Origin of the sequence: Flavobacterium sp., from assembly GCF_017985075.1 — a bacterium.
Lineage (GTDB): Bacteria > Bacteroidota > Bacteroidia > Flavobacteriales > Flavobacteriaceae > Flavobacterium.
Window position 1 is genome coordinate 1 of record NZ_JAGNYF010000047.1, and the last position, 14,318, is coordinate 14,318.

At 32.0% G+C, this 14,318-nt stretch carries 11 protein-coding genes and 1 tRNA gene; 3 read left to right on the top strand and 9 right to left on the bottom strand.

What is annotated here, in order from left to right; genetic code table 11:
- Positions 1-45: 45 nt before the first annotated feature.
- Positions 46-125, top strand: a tRNA-Leu gene (locus KA468_RS08540).
- Between the two features lie 103 nt (positions 126-228).
- Here the strand turns inward: KA468_RS08540 and KA468_RS08545 are convergent.
- The 4 genes from KA468_RS08545 to KA468_RS08560 all read right to left on the bottom strand — a co-directional run bounded on the left by KA468_RS08545 (position 229) and on the right by KA468_RS08560 (position 2,766).
- Positions 229-774: a tetratricopeptide repeat protein gene (locus tag KA468_RS08545; protein WP_291242525.1), complete on the bottom strand. Its 546-nt coding sequence runs from the start codon at positions 772-774 to the stop codon at positions 229-231.
- An 82-nt stretch (positions 775-856) separates the two neighbouring features.
- Positions 857-1,144 carry a hypothetical protein gene (locus KA468_RS08550; RefSeq protein WP_291242526.1) on the bottom strand — a complete coding sequence of 96 codons (288 nt, stop codon included), beginning with the start codon at positions 1,142-1,144 and terminating at the stop codon, positions 857-859.
- Between the two features lie 513 nt (positions 1,145-1,657).
- On the bottom strand, positions 1,658-2,191 hold the full coding sequence (locus tag KA468_RS08555; protein ID WP_291242527.1) for a hypothetical protein: 534 nt from the start codon (positions 2,189-2,191) through the stop codon (positions 1,658-1,660).
- A 68-nt stretch (positions 2,192-2,259) separates the two neighbouring features.
- Positions 2,260-2,766, bottom strand: a complete 507-nt coding sequence (locus KA468_RS08560) for a hypothetical protein (protein ID WP_291242528.1) — start codon at positions 2,764-2,766, stop codon at positions 2,260-2,262.
- 157 nt (positions 2,767-2,923) lie between these two features.
- Between KA468_RS08560 and KA468_RS08565 the strand changes: the two genes are divergently transcribed.
- On the top strand, positions 2,924-3,139 hold the full coding sequence (locus KA468_RS08565; protein WP_291242535.1) for a helix-turn-helix transcriptional regulator: 216 nt from the start codon (positions 2,924-2,926) through the stop codon (positions 3,137-3,139).
- Here the strand turns inward: KA468_RS08565 and KA468_RS08570 are convergent.
- Together KA468_RS08570 and KA468_RS08575 are read right to left on the bottom strand one after the other, a co-directional pair.
- A complete protein-coding gene (locus KA468_RS08570; RefSeq protein WP_291242529.1) occupies positions 3,129-3,341 on the bottom strand; it encodes a hypothetical protein in 213 nt (70 codons plus the stop codon). The genes KA468_RS08565 and KA468_RS08570 overlap by 11 nt on opposite strands.
- Before the next feature lie 97 nt (positions 3,342-3,438).
- The gene (locus KA468_RS08575) at positions 3,439-4,623 is read right to left on the bottom strand and encodes a hypothetical protein (RefSeq protein WP_291242530.1); all 1,185 of its coding nucleotides are present in this window, start codon (positions 4,621-4,623) and stop codon (positions 3,439-3,441) included.
- A gap of 157 nt (positions 4,624-4,780) precedes the next feature.
- Between KA468_RS08575 and KA468_RS08580 the strand changes: the two genes are divergently transcribed.
- Positions 4,781-6,382 carry a peptide chain release factor 3 gene (locus tag KA468_RS08580; protein ID WP_291242531.1) on the top strand — a complete coding sequence of 534 codons (1,602 nt, stop codon included), beginning with the start codon at positions 4,781-4,783 and terminating at the stop codon, positions 6,380-6,382.
- Positions 6,383-6,447: 65 nt separating this feature from the next.
- Here KA468_RS08580 and KA468_RS08585 read toward each other — a convergent pair whose 3' ends face one another.
- From KA468_RS08585 to KA468_RS08595, 3 genes are all read right to left on the bottom strand, one after another.
- Positions 6,448-8,322, bottom strand: coding sequence for an OmpA family protein (locus tag KA468_RS08585; RefSeq protein ID WP_291242532.1), 1,875 nt, complete (start codon positions 8,320-8,322; stop codon positions 6,448-6,450).
- 24 nt (positions 8,323-8,346) lie between these two features.
- Positions 8,347-9,267, bottom strand: coding sequence for a type IX secretion system membrane protein PorP/SprF (locus tag KA468_RS08590; RefSeq protein ID WP_291242533.1), 921 nt, complete (start codon positions 9,265-9,267; stop codon positions 8,347-8,349).
- A 63-nt stretch (positions 9,268-9,330) separates the two neighbouring features.
- Positions 9,331-14,318 (bottom strand): choice-of-anchor L domain-containing protein (locus KA468_RS08595; protein ID WP_291242534.1); only part of this gene is annotated, 4,988 nt, incomplete at its 5' end.

A 14,318-nucleotide genomic window follows, 5' to 3' on the forward strand; every position in this document is an offset into this window, starting at 1 on the left:
TAAAAAGCCACAAAGCAAATGTTCATTTGTTTTTTGCTTTTCAATGCCCGGATGGCGGAATTGGTAGACGCGCACGACTCAAACTCGTGTTCCTTGGAGTGTGGGTTCGATTCCCACTCCGGGTACTTTAAAAATCCTTAATTAACTAATTTATAGTTTTTTAAGGATTTTTATTTTTTAAATTTGTACGGTATTTGTATTGTTAGATTGAAATTAAATTTATTTGTGTTAGATTAGTTTTTTTAGATATGCTATAACTTTTTCTGCTTTTTTCTTTTGTGGATTTAATTCTAGTGTTTTTTCAAAATCTATAATTGCATTATGATAATCTTTTAAACAACCTTTAGCTAATCCTCTGTTAAAGAAATAAATATCTTTTGAGTTATTAATTTCTATTGCTTTAGAATAGTCCTCAATTGCTTTAGAATAAATATTAAGAGAAAATAAAGCATCCCCTCTTCTAGAATAGTACAATTCATTTTCAGGATTTATTTCTATAGCTTGATTGAGATTCATTAAAGCACCATTATAATTTTTTAATTTATACAGTACTTTAGCTCTTATATCGTAAATTAACTCCTCTTTTGGAAAAATTTTACAAGCTTCATTCAAATAATATAATGCACCATCAATATCTTGAATTTTTAGTTTTAAGTGAGCCAAAGCCAAAAAAAAATGGGGATTATCATCAAAATATTTCAAAAAGTTTTCAAATTTTTCTATTTTTTGCTTGATTTCACAGCTTTTAATATCTATAATTTTTACTTTATGCATAGCAAGAATGATGTTTTTCTGTAATCATTAAACAACACAACTTGGCTTGTATGTTGATAATATGTGTATGTTCTTCATAACTTTAGTATTTAGGAGTTTTATTACCGTAATATAAGCATGTTGCTACATTAAGAAAAGAAGCAATAGTTACATAGTTATGGTAAGGGAAAATAGTTTCTGCACTAACTGTGCCTATAAAAATACAAGCTAGTAATAGGATGACTCCACTTACAAACCATGCTTCCCAAATGTATTGTTTTTGAGCTTCTGATTTGGTGGTGAATTTTAGTTTTGCTTCTTTAAATATGATATAAAAAGCAATAAGGATAAAGGGTAAGAACCCCACTAATTTTGCATAAATGTTGTTCATAATGTTGGTTTAAATATTAGATAATACTGAAAGTATAATTATAACACATAAAATAGTTTAATATAAATTTTTTAAAATATAATTTAATAACCATCTGATTTTTTTATTATTATATGTGCATATAATTAGTAAATTTAAAATTCCTTCATTGTATCCACGATATTGAGAAGATAAATCCATTTCAACTTTCTGTTCTAACCAATAAGAATTAATTTCGCCAGTATTAGTGTTTTTTTTAACTTTAATTGGTTTTCCGAATTCTTTAATAATTTTATCCTTAATTTTGAGAATTCATTTAACTTAATAGAAATATCGGAAGAGTTGATTGTTATCATTAATGATAACCGATTAAAACAAAAATAGAACAAATTTTGAGTTATCAAATAATACAACTCAAAAAAATCATGTTAAATCATTCTATTCAAGTTAAAATTGGGAAACAAATCCAAAAACTCAGAGAGTTGAAAGGATTGTCTCAACAAGATTTGGCATAGATAACAATAAATCATCATATTATTGTGTTTGAAAAATTTCTTTAATTTCTATATCTGTCTCATAATATAATTTATTTTTTTTATTTGGGCTACCGCTTGGAAAATAAGTATAATCATGTTTGTAATTTTTTGCTATAAATGATAGTTTTTCATTTGAATGTTTATAGTATAAATTAAATCTTACTGAATTAATTCTACTGTTTGTTAATTTGGCTACTTCATTCATTGTTAGTTTATACACTGATGTTTTTGTGTCATTAACCTCGTCTCTTATTCTTTTATCTAAACATGTTATGATGGAGCCATCTTCAAGATAAATTAATAAGTTTCCCGCTATATAATAAGGGAAAATAGTTTCAGTTGATATTACAAATAATCCTTCATTTATTCCTTTAGCAATAAATATATTTGGGCTTCTATCAATACCGCTATCACATTCAAACTGCCATTTTTCAGTAGCTGGATATTGTTTACTACCTATGTAAAAAGTGTTTTGAGAATTAGCTTGTAAACTCAATAAAATAAATAAAATTGTTACAGTTATTTTTTTCATTGTCTATTTTTTTAAAAATTTATGATTTGATTTTAGTTTAAACTTCTTTCAAAGAAATATTGAATTTGTTAATTGAATTTCAGCATAGCCATTAGTTCTTTTTTAAAATAAAACTTTTCGTTTTGGATTTTCTCTAATCTGACTTTCTCAAAATAAGTTTCATCTTTTTGTTTTTGCATTGACAATTTTTTGTTATAACTAGCTTTTGAATCTTCATTTATTAAAATTTTGTATCCCTCATCAATTTGTTCCATTATTTCATTTTTTGATGACAAATTTAAAGTTAGATTCTCTACTAATTTTAACAACTCTCTTTTGTAAGCTGTTTCAATATCTTCTGAATTTGAATTTTCTAATATATTGAAAAACTTATAATAATCAATAATTTTCTCTTCTTGATTGGCTTCAATTTTTATGTTATTTTGAGGCTTATAGGCCCAAATTTTACCAGCTAGATAAAAAAATATTAATCCAAATACTATTTTTAATCCTATTAATGTCATAAGCAAAATTGAAACAATAAAGATAAATGTAATCAATAAAATCTTTGTTAATAGTCTATATAAATTGTTCATAATTTTCTAATTTTTAAATTCCTAATTAAATTATTTCTATTTAATATACTTACGGATTCCCGTATTCTTAAAATAAATTTGTTATCATTAATGATAACCGATTAAAACAAAAATAGAACAAATTTTGAGTTATCAAATAATACAACTCAAAAAAATCATGTTAAATCATTCTATTCAAGTTAAAATTGGGAAACAAATCCAAAAACTCAGAGAGTTGAAAGGATTGTCTCAACAAGATTTAGCTGCTAAATGCAACTTTGAAAAGAGCAATATGTCTAGATTAGAAGCTGGAAGAGTAAACCCTACACTTTCTACTTTAGAAAAGGTTGCCATATCACTTGACGTAACTTTAGTTGAACTATTTAACTTTTAAGTATTACAAATACACTTTGTAATATGTCACAGTTATATGCTAAAATAATTTCTTGTATACTTTCATCTATTTTGCCTGTATATTTGTAATACTCATAATCTATTCCTTTTTTATACTTTTTACTTTCTATATATTCTAAATTAAATTCATGCAAAGCAAACTCTTCTCCAATATTAAATTGTTTTAAAATGATTTCTTCCATTATAAAATGAGATATTGTATGACTTGGAAAAATTTATATGTCAAATGTAATTTAAAATTACAGGAGAACTAAAGAGTTGCAAATTTGCAAGTATAAATTAATACAACTCATAGTCATCTGTTGGGTCATAAAGATACCAATCAACAGCTTTAGTGTTAAATAAAACTTTTCTATTATTCTCGCCATTACCTGAAACAATATAATGATTGGCATGAGATGCATCCATTATTTTATAGAAAGCCGATTTAATTCTTGATAAATGCGTGTAAATGGCTTTTGTTTCCAAATTAACTACATCTTCAATACTTTTTATCATTTTATCATGATCTAATTGATTTGAAACAGAAACGTAAATAGTAAGAAGTTCTTTTTTATATTTAGCAAGTTCTTTTAAATTAATACCTTCCGGATGTTTCAAAAATAGAAAGTAAACAGATTTAGTTAAATGGCTTAATTTTACTTCTTTTTTGAAGTAAGGAAGTACTATATTATTTTGCTTATCAATTGTGATTTTGCTTATACTTTTGAAATCAATTTTTTCAGTTTGTTTATCAAGTAAGTCTTTTAAAATGGGCACAATAAATAATAATTGACCTGAATCAGATAAAGCTGCTAATTTTTCTTTTAGATCATTAACGATTTGAGCTGCTTCTTCATCAAGCTTTTCTGTTAAATCTACTATTGGAGGTATGTTAGCTATCATAGCATCATACTCCAGATTACTTATTTCTTCAAGGTAATCTTCAAATTCTATAAAAAATGAACTAAAATCACCATTATTATTATTCACATAAAAGGTATCAGAAACACCAATGACATTATTTAAAAGTGTAAACCCTGAATTAAAATCACCATTATATCCTATAAATTTAAGTATATCATTATAATTATAGGATGTTGGTATAAAATCCTCTTCTGGAAATACAGCTCCATAGTCATCTATACCTTTATTAAGTTCTTTAACAAACATTAACTCCCCATATTTATTTTTTACTTTTTTGGGAATCTCATAATAAGTTAATTGTGGTAAAAAGTATTCTACAACTTTATCTAAATCATTTATTGTATTAGTTAATAAAGGAGCATAAATCAGGTTGAAATTAAGTTTAGAAAATTTATCTCTAAGTTCATCATAATTATTCCTTATGTATTTGTTTAAAGCAATGTTATTTTTCTTTTCAAAGTATATAATATAATCACTTGGCATACTAAATTTATAACCAAATTTTTGCTCTATATTAAGAACATTATTTTCTATAATTAAGTTACTTTGATTTTGCATTTAAGATTATCATTTAAAACAACGAATATAAAAAAAGCTAATTATATTAAATGATGTAATTTTAAAAATAATTAAAATAGTATCCAAAATTACAATAAAATCATATCAATATTAAAAATAGTATTAAAAATAGTATTTTTGCGAAAAATTAATACTCATGAGTTTCGAAAAAGAAATTGCCCGTAGAAGAACTTTTGGAATCATCTCGCATCCAGATGCTGGAAAAACAACATTAACAGAAAAACTGTTGTTGTTTGGAGGTGCAATTCAAGAAGCTGGTGCTGTAAAAAGTAATAAAATAAAAAAAGGTGCTACTTCCGATTTCATGGAAATTGAACGTCAGCGTGGAATTTCGGTTTCTACTTCCGTTTTGGCTTTCAATTACAAAGAGAAAAAAATAAATATTTTAGATACGCCTGGTCACAAGGATTTTGCGGAAGACACATTCAGAACACTTACTGCTGTAGATAGCGTTATTGTTGTGGTTGACGTAGCAAAAGGTGTAGAAGAGCAAACAGAAAAATTGGTAGAAGTATGTAGAATGAGAAGCATTCCTATGATTGTTTTCATTAACAAACTGGATCGTGAAGGGAAAGACGCGTTTGACTTAATGGACGAAGTGGAACAAAAACTAGGTTTACACGTTACACCTTTAAGTTTTCCAATTGGTATGGGATACGATTTTCAAGGTATTTATAATATATGGGAGAAAAACATTAATTTATTTGAAGGTGATAGCCGAAAAAATATTGAAGAAACCATTGCTTTTTCAGACATCCAAAGTCCTGAATTAGAAAAAATTATTGGAGAAAAACCTGCTACAAAACTTCGAGAAGAATTAGAACTTATAACAGAAGTATATCCAGCTTTTAATAGAGAAGATTATTTAGCAGGAAAATTACAACCTGTGTTTTTTGGTTCGGCGTTAAATAATTTTGGAGTTCGCGAATTATTAGATTGTTTTATCAATATTGCTCCTACGCCACGTGCTAAAGAATCGGATACCAGATTGGTACAACCTGATGAAAAAAAATTAAGCGGTTTTGTATTTAAAATTCATGCTAATATGGATCCTAAACATCGCGACAGATTGGCATTTATTAAAATTGTTTCGGGAACTTTTGAAAGAAACAAACCTTATCTTCATGTTAGACAAGGGAAAAATATGAAATTTAGTAGTCCAAATGCGTTTTTTGCTGAGAAAAAAGAAATTGTAGATATATCTTATCCAGGTGATATTGTAGGTTTGCACGACACTGGAAATTTTAAAATTGGCGATACGCTTACAGAAGGTGAAATGATGAATTTTAAAGGAATTCCAAGTTTTTCTCCAGAACATTTTAGATATATTAACAATGCCGATCCCTTAAAAGCAAAGCAATTAGAAAAAGGTGTGGATCAATTAATGGATGAAGGTGTAGCGCAATTATTCACTATTGAAATGAACGGCAGAAAGGTAATTGGAACCGTTGGTGCATTACAATATGAGGTAATTCAATACCGTTTAGAACATGAATATGGCGCGAAATGTACTTACGAAAACTTTCCAGCATATAAAGCGTGTTGGGTGCTTCCAGATGATCCAAAAAACGAAGAATTTAAAGAATTTAAACGTGTAAAACAAAAGTTTTTAGGACACGATAAACACGGGCAATTGGTGTTTTTAGCTGATAGTGAATTTTCTATTCAAATGACGAATCAAAAATATCCAAGTGTTAAATTATATTACACTTCCGATTATTATAAAAACGAAAATTAAATATACAAAAAAATCGCCTCAGTATTGAGGCGATTTTTGTTTTATTAATATGTGGTCTTCTTAACTTACTTTTTGATAAGTAAGAATTCACTTCTTCTGTTTTGTGCATGTTGTTCTTCTGTGCATTCTGTACATGGTGCTTTTGGTTGGGTTTCTCCCATACCTGTACCTGTGATTCTTTCTTTAGAAATGCCTTTCGATACGATGTATTGCACTGTAGCTTTGGCTCTTCTGTCTGAAAGTTTTAAGTTAAAACTATCCGATCCTCTGCTATCCGTGTGCGATTTCGCATCGATTACCATAGTTGGATACTGATTCATTACTTTTACCAATTTGTCTAACTCCTCTGCGCCTTGTGCTGTGATGTTAGATTGGTTGTATTCGAAGTATATTGGTTGTAAAATAACTTCTGTTTCTGTGATTATTGGTTGGATTGGTGTTAAGTTAATCACGATGTTTTGTGCGCCATTTTTAGATTTTGCCATCGTAGCTGTTCCGTTTTGGTAACCCGCTCTGGTGGCATTAAAATTAGCGATTTCATCACAGGCTACACCAAACTTAGCTTCTCCCATGTCGTTTGACTCTTGATTGCCTTTGTTCTTCCCTTTTTGGTCCACAAAGGTAACGCTTGCTCCCGATAATAATTTACCTGTTTCTGCGTCTTTAACCACTACGGTAGCATCCACACCACAAACCGCAATAGCTTGATAGATATCGTCATTGCCTTCTCTATTACTTGAAAAATAACCTACGTTCTTATCTAAATTATATGAAAACGAAAAATCATCTTTTTGGGTGTTTACCGGTGCGCCAAGGTTAGTCGCTGCTTGCTCCTTTGTGTTGGTGTTTTGTTTAAACACATCGTAACCACCAAATCCTTGTTTTCCATTTGAAGAAAAGAATAAAATACCATCATCTTGAATCGATGGAAAACTCTCATTGCCTTCTGTGTTGATGTTGGCTCCGGCGTTTTCTGGTGTGCCATAGGTATCTCCATCAACGCTTACTTTCCAAATGTCTTCTCCTCCAAAACCGCCAGGCATGTTTGATGAAAAATATAAGGTTTTTCCATCTTTACTTATACTTGGGTTTCTTACTGAGTAGTCTTTGCTATTAATTGGTAATGCTTTTGCGTTGCCCCATTTGTCACCTTCTATTTTAGTAGCTTTATACAAATATATTTGACTGAACTTTAAGTGTTTTTCTTTGTTTTTTTGGTATGCGCTTTCATTGAAACTCTCACTTCCGTAATACATGGTAGTACCATCTGAGGTAATGGTCGCTGGACCATCGTGCCATTTGGTGTTTAATTCCTCTACTGCTGTAGCTTGGCTTAGTGTACCATCTGTATTTCTAATCGCTTTGTACAAATCTAAATACGGCTGGTCGTCCATTCCGTTTTCTTTTCTAGAGGTGTTTCTAGCGCTTGTAAAGTACAGTTCGTTGTTTTGGCTTAATACGGCTCCAAAATCTGTTTTATCGCTACTTACATCCGATTTTAAAACCTCATATTGTTTGGCTTGGTTTTTTAATTGGTTTGTATATTCTGGATTGCTTGTAAAGGCTTTGGCTCTAGCATCACTCGGTTGCATCTTGGCAAATGCTGCCATTTGTTGTGCTGCCAATCTATTATCGCCCTCTGCTTTTAGCATTTGAGCATATCTAAAATGCGTTTCTGCGTCTTGTGTGCTTTCTACCGCTTTAGCATACCATACTACCGCTTGCTGGCTATTAAATACATTGTAGTAACTGTCCGCCAATTGTTTGTAAACATAACCGTCCGCTTTGTTCTTTTCAACTAGTTTGGTGTAGGCCTTAGCAGCATCTACGTACTCTAACCTATCAAACAAATTGTCGGCTTCCTTTGTGTCTTTGTTCTGTGCTTGTATGCTTGCTGTTGAAAGCAATAAAGCACCTGCTAGTATATATATATTTTTCATGTGTAGTCTGTTTTTTTGGATAGATTAAAAATAACGTGGTGAACGTGATACCTTTTTGTTAAAGTTAACATTATACAACAAAATAATCTCGTGAGAGGATGGTGTAGTTACTTTTAAATCCGATACGATATGATCATAAGCGTAGCCTATTTTTAAACTCGGTGTAACAGCATAATTTACCATCGCACCAAAACTGTCTTCTATTCTATACGTCGCACCAATCTCAAACTTGTCTTTGAACATAAAGTTTGTTGATACGTCTAACGAAGCTGGCGCTTCAAACGAAGATTTTGCCATGAAAAATGGTTTGAACTTTACGTTCTGTGATACATCAAAAACATAACCTCCTGTTAAAAAATAATGACTCGCCTCATTACCATAACTTCTTCCTTTATAATCCAAATGCGTTGCTTTTAACATGTTTGGAACAGAAAATCCTAAATAATACTTGTTCGTATAATAAAAAGCTCCCGAACCAAAGTTAAAATAACTATTGCTCGTGTTGTCTCCAAAGGCACCATCGTTTGGATCCGGTAACGAAGGAGATATCTTTGTTAAATAATCTACACTATGCAAGGTTAATCCCGCTTTTAATCCCAAAGCTAATTTATGCTCACCACCTAATTTTAAGGTGTATGAAAAGTCCCCATAAATGTTATTCTCCTCTACAGGTCCTAACTTATCTGAAATAACAGATAATCCCAATCCTACATTCTTTCCAACTGGACTGTGTCCGAAAAAAGTGCTCGTTACTGGTGCGTCCTCTAACTCTATCCACTGCTCCCTATGCAACAAACCTAACGATAAATTGTCCTTACTACCAGCATAAGCAGGATTCATAACACTCATGTTATACATGTACTGCGTGTAATGTGGATCTTGTTGGGCAGATACTTCTGAAAGCATCCCAAGGGTCAACAATAAACCTAAATATATTTTTCTCATATCACTGTTTTTTTTTATAAAAACTACTCTCCTATTTTTTTAATAAAAGAGTAGTAATATAATTTATTTTTGTTCTCTATTTATATAAATCCATCCTGTTTTCTTCTCGCCAGATACTAACTCTATAACATAGTAATACGTACCATCCGGCATCAAACCACCTCCCATGAATTGACCATGCCAATCATTGTTGTAGTTCTCCTTAGAATAAACCTCCTTACCATAGCGGTTAAAAATCTCAACCTTCTTAGCAACCAACTCTAAAAAGTCATTCAAGCCGTCACCGTTCGGTGAAATACCCTTCTGGATTTGGCAGAAAATATTATCAAATAATTTAGAAACTTCTATTGTACAAGTTAATCCAGATAAATTAGTAACCGCACAAGAATAATTTCCTGGAGTAGCTATAGCTAATGTACTAGACGTTCCTACAACAATATTAGAACTGTTAGTCCATTCAAAACTATAGTTTTGAGTGTTTGTGATGTCTGTTTTAATTACAAATTGATTTCCTTCACAACCTCCAATAATATTAAAAGAAAAAGTGCTTACAGTAATAACTACTGATCCAGTTAGTGTTTGAGTACATGCACCTGAAGTTACACTTACTAATGTATAGGTTCTAGTTCCGCCTGTATGGGTAATTGTTCCTGTTCCCGAAGAATTTAAAACAACTGTTTGATTTGAACTACCATCACTATACGTTAATGTAGCTCCAGCAGGACCTGATACTGAAATTGTTGTAGTATCTCCATCACAAATTGTGGTATTACTAGATGTAAAAGATGCCGTAATAGGTGGAGCAATTGTAATAGTATATGAATCATTAGATGAACAAGCACCAGAACCTAATTCATAATATATGGTATATGTACCAGGAGTAATCTGATTTGTCCAAGACACAGTACCAGAACTAGTAACAGATATATTAGCAGGATTTCCAACAATAGAATACGTACCTCCTGTTGAACCATTGTTTGTTACGGTAGCAGTTCCTTGATTAAAACAATATGGTGTACTATTGTAAGTAATATCGGCTGTTGGTGGAGCTAGGACAGTAATGTCAAAATTCTTGATTCCTGAACAAAATGTTAATGTACTATAAATTCTAACCCAAATAGTTTGAGGATTAGTTACATTCACATAAGCACTTGGGTTTATAATTGAATTTGACGCTGCAATTGCATCAGCTTCTGTTAAATAATAAGTCACTTGATATGCTGCCGGATTTGAAAAATTAGCCGTAACAACAGGTGTGTTTTGAGTTAAATCAAACACTGGTGTTGTTGAACAAATTGATAAATCATTAGGTTCAGGCGTAATTAAAATTAAATCAGGATAAAATTCTACTACAATTGTATCTTCTCCTACACAAGCAGAGCCTACATATTGTGCTACTAATTTATATTCACCTGGTACGGTAACATTTAATGAAGCACCTGTTTGACCAACTATTTCAACAAATGTTGATGAAGTTGGCGATTTAAAGTACCATGTGAAACCATATGGTGGGGCGGTTAAACCACTATTAATAGTATAAGATTGTCCAGCACATAAAGCACTATTACCATTAACTGTTAAATCTGCACCTAAATCTACATTACCAATGTCAAATTTACTTAAGAAAACAGCACTGTCAAATGAAGAGTCATTTCTATCACCTACTACAAATTTCATATGATATGTTTGTCCAGGAATTACTGTTCCAACAGCAGACATAGGCACTGTATATCCTTTAAAATTAGTTGGTGCTATAACATCAGGCAAACCATTTTGTGGAAATCCAGTTCCGTAAAATTTATCAAAATAAGTAGGGTTTGCAGAAGCACAACTTGAATTGTAATCATTTTTTCTAATCGTAGTTACTGCAATAGGAGTTGGAGGTGTAACTCCAGGAATAACTGCTAAATTTGTAGTTGTATTGGTAGCTAAATTCGTTAAGAAAAATGCAAATGCATCAGAATAATCACATTGAAACGTTCCGTATTCGTCAGAAGCAAAAATGAAATCAAATTTAACTTGATCAGCAATTGGCACAAAATCAAATTCTATTTTTGAAGAGTTATTATAACTAGTTACAGATTGTCCAACCGATTGCATATAAGCAAGTAATTGAGCGTCTCCTGCCCATGTTCCAGTCCCTTCAGATGTTGCATCGTTAGGTCCATCACAAGTATTTGCAGAACGAGTTGCTAAAATAATTCCTTCATTTAAACCAAATGATGAGCCATTTTTATTGAAATATCCAATACCATTTTGAGGTTGTCCAAAATTAGTACCTGTAGAATACGTAATATTTGATACAATTCCACAAGGAGATGTTACTAAAACATCTGTTACTAACTGTTGTACCGTGTAAGTAGTAGGTGCAGCAGTTGTAGATGAATTTTCAGCAAGAATTGGAGGACCAACTTTGTTTATACAAACATTAAAACTAGCAGTTTGATTTGGAGTAGTTAAAGCTGACCAAACTCTTATATAATAGGTTTGTCCAGGGACAAAAGTATTATTAAAACTAAAATTATTTACATCACAATATAATAACGTTAATGCACCGCATGTACCAGAATATACCGCATGGCTTAAATCTGTTGTTGTACCAACAATATTATTAAAATTAATAATATGAGCAATTGAAGTTGCTGTAAACGTAAACCAAGTATCATCATCAGCTGTTCCGCCACAAGTTGAAGCAGGCAAACCTGAATTTGTTGCTCCAGTTATTGTTCCTGGTGTTACTAACGTACAGTTCATATCTGAATTTACAGGTACTGTTAAGGCTGTAGCACATTCATCATTTAAAGGTTTAGTAGAAAAATTAAGTCCGTTTGAATAAAAACTATAATCCGTACCAGAACATTTTGCTCTTACAAAGAAAGTATAAGCAGTACCTGGTGTTAATGAACCCCAAACAAATGGATTTGTAGTAACAAATGTTCCCGGTGTTCCTGGATTAGGAACTGGTGATCCAAGTGGTAAAACAAGTATTTCCCATTGTGTAGCTGTTCCAGCTTCAGTCCAACCTAATTGTACTGATGTTGTTCCAATACTAGTAGCTGTTAATGTTATTGGTTTTGGGCAAGTAATTGGTGGCGTACAAAATATTGTAGCATCCCATCCTGCAGCAACTCCAGTAGCATTAGAAGTAAATACGAAAGATAAACATCCACTAGCAGTAGTTGCAGTAAATGATGGTGGTAAAGTAGTACCTGTATACGTACCAAGAATTGGAGATGTTATTAAATTTCCATTTCTAATTACTAAGTTATCCCCTGCAGCTAAATTAAATGAATTAAATAATACTGTTACAACGTCTCCTGCATTATCAGGACATACGGTTGTAAGAACATTTGTTTGACTGTTTGTATAATCTCCTGTAGAACCACCAATATCATAAAAATGATCTCCTGCACAAAAATGTGGAGTTGTACAGAAATTGGCAGCTGGCGACCATAAACTTACAGATGTAGAAGAACAAACTGCTCTTACATATACATCATAACAAGTTACAGAAGTTAATCCAGACACTACAAATGGATTTGTTGATGCAAGAACTCCAACTGAAGTTGCAGTTGGAGCAGCAGCACCTGCTGGTACAACTAAAACTTCCCATTGCGTTTCTGTAGCACCATTTGCCCAGTTTACTTGAGCATTGTTATAATTGATATTAGAAACAGTTGCAGTTAATGGTTTAGGACATGCAACATAATCTAATTTTATATTATCAATTGCAGCTGGTGGTTGATTTCCAACTGTGTTATTATTTCTCCATTCAAAAACAACACGCATATTTCCACCTGCATAAGGTGTAGCATTTAACGTGTAATTTTGTGTAGTAAAGTTCGGAATTGATGTGAAATCAGGTCCTATTTTTATTCTATTATTCGCCACAGCGGTAATTTGTGTTCCTGCTGTTGGTGTGAATGTCGTAGGAACTGTCCAAACACGAATGTAATCTTGTACTTCACCAACAGATCTCCAATCAAATGTAAAATCCAATTGTGTAGCTCCTGCTGGAATTACAAAATCTTTATACGCTTGAACTACTGATGCAGCCGTATTATTATACGTATTGGTTGCGCCATTAGTATCTGTAATGTAAAGCGATTTTGTTCCGCCATTATTCACTGCTGAACCTACTGCCCATTTATTAGATTGGTTTAAACTAGTTAATGTCCAACCTGTCAATGTTTCTAATCCATCTGTAAAGTTTAATGGCGTGGCTACTTGTGGTAACGTGAAAGAAAATGGACCTGCCCAAATACTATAATTACCATCACTACATTGTGCTCTTACATAATATTCATATACAATACCTGGAACTCCTGTAAATGAATTTGTAGTGTTTGAAGGAGTTATTACTAGTTGACTTGTCCCCGTAGGTAATCCGTATGGTGCTGCTCCAAATGAATATTGCCATGTAGTAATACCTGTTGCTGCTGCCCATTCTAAATTAGCCGAAGTAGATGTGATACTAGTCGCTGTTAAACCAGTGGGTTGGTTACAAAAAACTTGTTGAATCGTTAAGGTATATCCGACTGTTTGCTGTGCCGCACTTGATGATACTATAATATAGTACGTTGTTCCTGCTACAACAGCTAAAGGATTAATGTTTCTTGGTGTTGCATTAGTGTTTGCAGCACCTGCTAAACAAGTAGCTCCTGGTGTCCCTGGACAAGCACTGTAAACATGTATACTTGAACTTACGTTTGTAGGTGATAAAGAAATTGCAATATTACCTGTAAATGTTGCAGTGTAAGAATAAAACACATCATTACCTGCCATATAATTGGTAGCAGAACTACTACAAGCTAGAGGCTGTGCGGTATCAAATAAATCTACATAATTGGCCGTGTTATCTATTGTTTGGTAAGGTAATGCTCCAACTACAATTGGTCCTGCACAGGTATCTCCAAAAGATGCTGTTTGAAAACTTCTTGGTCCAAACCAATCACTTGGAAAACCACTAGTACAAACGGAACGTACCTGAAATTTATATAACGTATTTGGTAATAAAATTGGTGTTGCAGGTAGTGGTGGATTTGTTGCAG

Excerpts from the sequence above, each read along its gene's own strand:
- KA468_RS08560 (WP_291242528.1), bottom strand. The coding sequence starts at position 2,766 with ATGAACAATTTATATAGACTATTAACAAAGATTTTATTGATTACATTT.
- KA468_RS08580 (WP_291242531.1), top strand. The coding sequence starts at position 4,781 with ATGAGTTTCGAAAAAGAAATTGCCCGTAGAAGAACTTTTGGAATCATC.
- KA468_RS08575 (WP_291242530.1), bottom strand. The coding sequence starts at position 4,623 with ATGCAAAATCAAAGTAACTTAATTATAGAAAATAATGTTCTTAATATA.
- KA468_RS08570 (WP_291242529.1), bottom strand. The coding sequence starts at position 3,341 with ATGGAAGAAATCATTTTAAAACAATTTAATATTGGAGAAGAGTTTGCT.
- KA468_RS08585 (WP_291242532.1), bottom strand. The coding sequence starts at position 8,322 with ATGAAAAATATATATATACTAGCAGGTGCTTTATTGCTTTCAACAGCA.
- KA468_RS08555 (WP_291242527.1), bottom strand. The coding sequence starts at position 2,191 with ATGAAAAAAATAACTGTAACAATTTTATTTATTTTATTGAGTTTACAA.
- KA468_RS08590 (WP_291242533.1), bottom strand. The coding sequence starts at position 9,267 with ATGAGAAAAATATATTTAGGTTTATTGTTGACCCTTGGGATGCTTTCA.
- KA468_RS08550 (WP_291242526.1), bottom strand. The coding sequence starts at position 1,144 with ATGAACAACATTTATGCAAAATTAGTGGGGTTCTTACCCTTTATCCTT.
- KA468_RS08545 (WP_291242525.1), bottom strand. The coding sequence starts at position 774 with ATGCATAAAGTAAAAATTATAGATATTAAAAGCTGTGAAATCAAGCAA.
- KA468_RS08565 (WP_291242535.1), top strand. The coding sequence starts at position 2,924 with ATGTTAAATCATTCTATTCAAGTTAAAATTGGGAAACAAATCCAAAAA.